The organism is Arenimonas sp. (assembly GCF_044348765.1).
Taxonomy (GTDB): Bacteria; Pseudomonadota; Gammaproteobacteria; order Xanthomonadales; family Xanthomonadaceae; genus Arenimonas.
On sequence record NZ_JBIKSE010000078.1, the window covers coordinates 1 to 3253 of the forward strand.

A 3253-nucleotide genomic window follows, 5' to 3' on the forward strand; every position below is an offset into this window, starting at 1 on the left:
CGTATTGCCAGCGTTGCCCAGGAAACCCCCTCCCTGCCGGACTCGGCGCTGGATTTCGTGCTCAGCGGCGACCAGGACGTGTTCGATGTCATCCGTGCCGAAGCTGCCGCCATGGATGCCGAAGATTATGATGCCGTCGCGGAAGCGCACCAGAAGCTCGATGAATTGAATGGTTACGATGCACCGGCGCGTGCCGGCAAGCTGCTGCATGGTCTGGGCTTCGGTGCCGAGAGTCATCTACGGCCGGTTTCAGACTTCTCTGGTGGCTGGCGCGTGCGCCTGAATCTGGCGCGTGCGCTGATGAAGCCCTCGGATCTGCTGTTGCTCGACGAGCCGACCAACCATCTTGATCTCGATGCCGTGCTCTGGCTCGAGCAGTGGCTGTTGCGTTATCCGGGCACCATCATGCTGATTTCACATGACCGCGAATTCCTCGACGGCGTCTGTACGCATACCCTGCATCTCAACGAGGGCAAGGCCAAGCTGTATAGCGGCGATTACACCAGTTTCGAGCGCCAGCGTGCCGAACATCTGCGCCTGCAGCAGATCAGCTTTGAGAAGGAGCAGGCCGAACGCGAACATCTGCAGAAGTTCATTGACCGCTTCAAGGCCAAGGCCAGCAAGGCCAAGCAGGCGCAGTCTCGCATGAAGCGTCTGGCCAAACTGGCCGGTACCGAGGCCGTGCGTGCCGAGCGCGCCATGCACATCCAGTTCGGACAACCGGCCAAGCTGCCGCATTCCCTGATCCGTCTGAATCAGGCCGATTGCGGTTATGGCCGCAGCAAAATCCTCGATCAGGTCGGCTTCGGCCTGGAGGCCGGCGATCGCGTCGGATTGCTTGGACCGAACGGCGCCGGTAAATCCACGCTGGTCAAGACCCTGGTCGGTGAGCTGTCGCTGCTGGCTGGCGAGCGCGTGGCGCATCCCGATCTGCGTATCGGGTATTTTGCCCAGCACACCGTGGAAAGCCTGACCGAAGGCCAGAGTCCGATCTGGCACCTGAAGGAAATCGCCCCCGAGGCCGGTGAACAGGTCCTGCGCAACTTTCTGGGGCAGTGGTATTTCGTCGGCGACCGTGCCTTTGAATCGGTGGACGGTTTCTCCGGAGGTGAGCGTGCCCGGCTGGCGTTGGCGCTGATCGCCTACCAACAGCCGAACGTGCTGCTGCTCGATGAACCGACCAATCACCTTGACATCGACATGCGCGAAGCCTTGGCCGAAGCGCTCAGTGATTTCGAAGGTGCCATCGTGCTGGTATCGCATGATCGCCATTTGATCGGTTTGGTCAGTGAGACCTTCTGGCGCGTAGCCGACGGCCGCGTCGATCCGTTCAACGGCGATCTTGATGAATATGCCATCTGGCTCAAGGCTCGCGGCAACAAGGCCGATCAGGCCGCCAGCAAGGTGCGCAGCGAGGCCAAAGCAGAGGCGGTCAAGCCACAGGTTTCGCCGAAGTCTGCGGGCGAGCTCGGCAAGCTGCAGAAGCAGGTCGAGACGCTGGAAGCCCGTCTGGCGGAACTGGATTCGCAATTGATCCATATCCAGGAAGAGATGGTCCGGCCCGAGCTGTATCAGTCCGATGGCGGCGCTGTGCTGCTGCAACTGGGACAACAGCAGCAGAAGCTTGAGAGTGAGCGAGCCGAGACCGAAGCCCGTTGGCTGGAAGCCTATGCCACGCTTGAAAACCGCTGAACTGCCCCGAACTACAGCGGACCATCACGATATCCGGTGCCCTTATGCCTCTCTATGATTTCGCCTGTTCCGACTGCGGCCACCGTTTCGAGCGCTTGCAGAAAATCGCTGATCCCGATCCGACGCAATGCCTGTCCTGTGGCAAAGCCACGGTTTCACGTCAGGTCACCGCTCCCAGCTTCCGCCTTGCCGGCTCCGGTTGGTACGAAACTGACTTCAAAAAAGACGGTGATAAAAAGAAGAATCTGGCTGATGCGCCTGCCGCAGCGCCCAAAGCAGAATGACCCCGGTCGATGCCGCGGTTTTTTATTGAGCGCCGCTTGGGAACCCAGAACGGGTTTAGCCGCCAAGAGGATAGCTGTCTGCCGTTAAAAAAGACCTGAAAAGCGCGCACAGCGCCCGCCTGTCCCTTAAAATAACGGGTTCAAGACAGCCCAAGAGCCCCAAGCCCCATGCGTAGCCATTACTGCGGTCAAATCAACGAATCCCATATCGGTCAAACCGTCACCCTGTGCGGCTGGGCCGATGTGTCCCGGAACCTGGGTGGCGTCTGCTTCATCGATCTGCGCGATCATCAGGGCATCGTTCAGGTGGTGGCTGAACCGGATAACCCGGCCTTCGCCGATGCCGAAAAGGTCGGTTACGAATACTGCCTGCGGGTCACCGGCAGCGTCCGCGCGCGCCACAGCGTCAACAGCAAACTCGCCACCGGCAGCATCGAGGTGCTGGCCGAACGCATCGACATCCTGAACGCTTCGGCCAGTCTGCCATTCTACAACCATGAAAATCCCGGCGAAGACATCCGTTTGCGTTACCGCTACCTCGACCTGCGTCGCCCGGAAATGCAAAAAACCATGCGCAAGCGCACCGCGCTGGTGCAGGCCCTGCGCCGCTATCTGGATGCCGCCGGTTTCCAGGACATCGAAACGCCGATCCTGACCAAGGCCACGCCGGAAGGCGCCCGTGACTATCTGGTGCCGAGTCGCGTGCATCCGGGCGAGTTCTTCGCGCTGCCGCAGTCGCCGCAGCTGTTCAAACAGCTGCTGATGATGGCCGGTATGGACCGTTATTACCAGATTGCCCGTTGTTTCCGCGATGAAGATCTGCGTGCCGACCGTCAGCCTGAATTCACCCAGCTCGACATGGAGTTCGCGTTCATCACCGAGCAGGATATCCAGGATTTCGTCGAAGGCATGATTCGTGCCATCTTCAAGGAAGTGCAGGGCGTAGCACTGGCCGATCCGTTTCCGCGCTTGACCTATGCCGAAGCCATGCGCCGATACGGCTCCGACAAGCCGGATCTGCGTATCGCATTGGAATTGGTGGACGTGGCCGAACTGGTCAAAAACTCCGAATTCAAGGTGTTCACCGATTGGGCCAACCATGCCGAAGGCCGCGTGGCAGTCCTGCGTGTTCCTGGCGGTGCGGCATTGTCGCGCAAACAGATCGATGATCTCGGCGCCTATTGCGCCAAATACGGGGCCAAAGGTCTGGCCTGGTTGAAGATTGAAGATCTGGCCAAAGGCCGCGAGGGCATGGCCTCCCCAATTGCCAAATTCCT

3 protein-coding genes are annotated in these 3253 nt (G+C 59.9%); all 3 read left to right on the forward strand.

The window, feature by feature from the left end; translation table 11 throughout:
- Nucleotides 1–1692: ABC-F family ATP-binding cassette domain-containing protein (locus ACIQ0Q_RS08540; protein WP_395772516.1), on the forward strand; the 1692-nt coding region annotated here is incomplete at its 5' end.
- Between the two features lie 44 nt (nucleotides 1693–1736).
- Entirely contained in the window at nucleotides 1737–1976 is a 240-nt protein-coding gene (locus ACIQ0Q_RS08545) for an FmdB family zinc ribbon protein (protein ID WP_395772517.1), read from the forward strand.
- A gap of 168 nt (nucleotides 1977–2144) precedes the next feature.
- Nucleotides 2145–3253 (forward strand): aspartate--tRNA ligase (gene aspS, locus ACIQ0Q_RS08550; RefSeq protein ID WP_395772518.1); only part of this gene is annotated, 1109 nt, incomplete at its 3' end.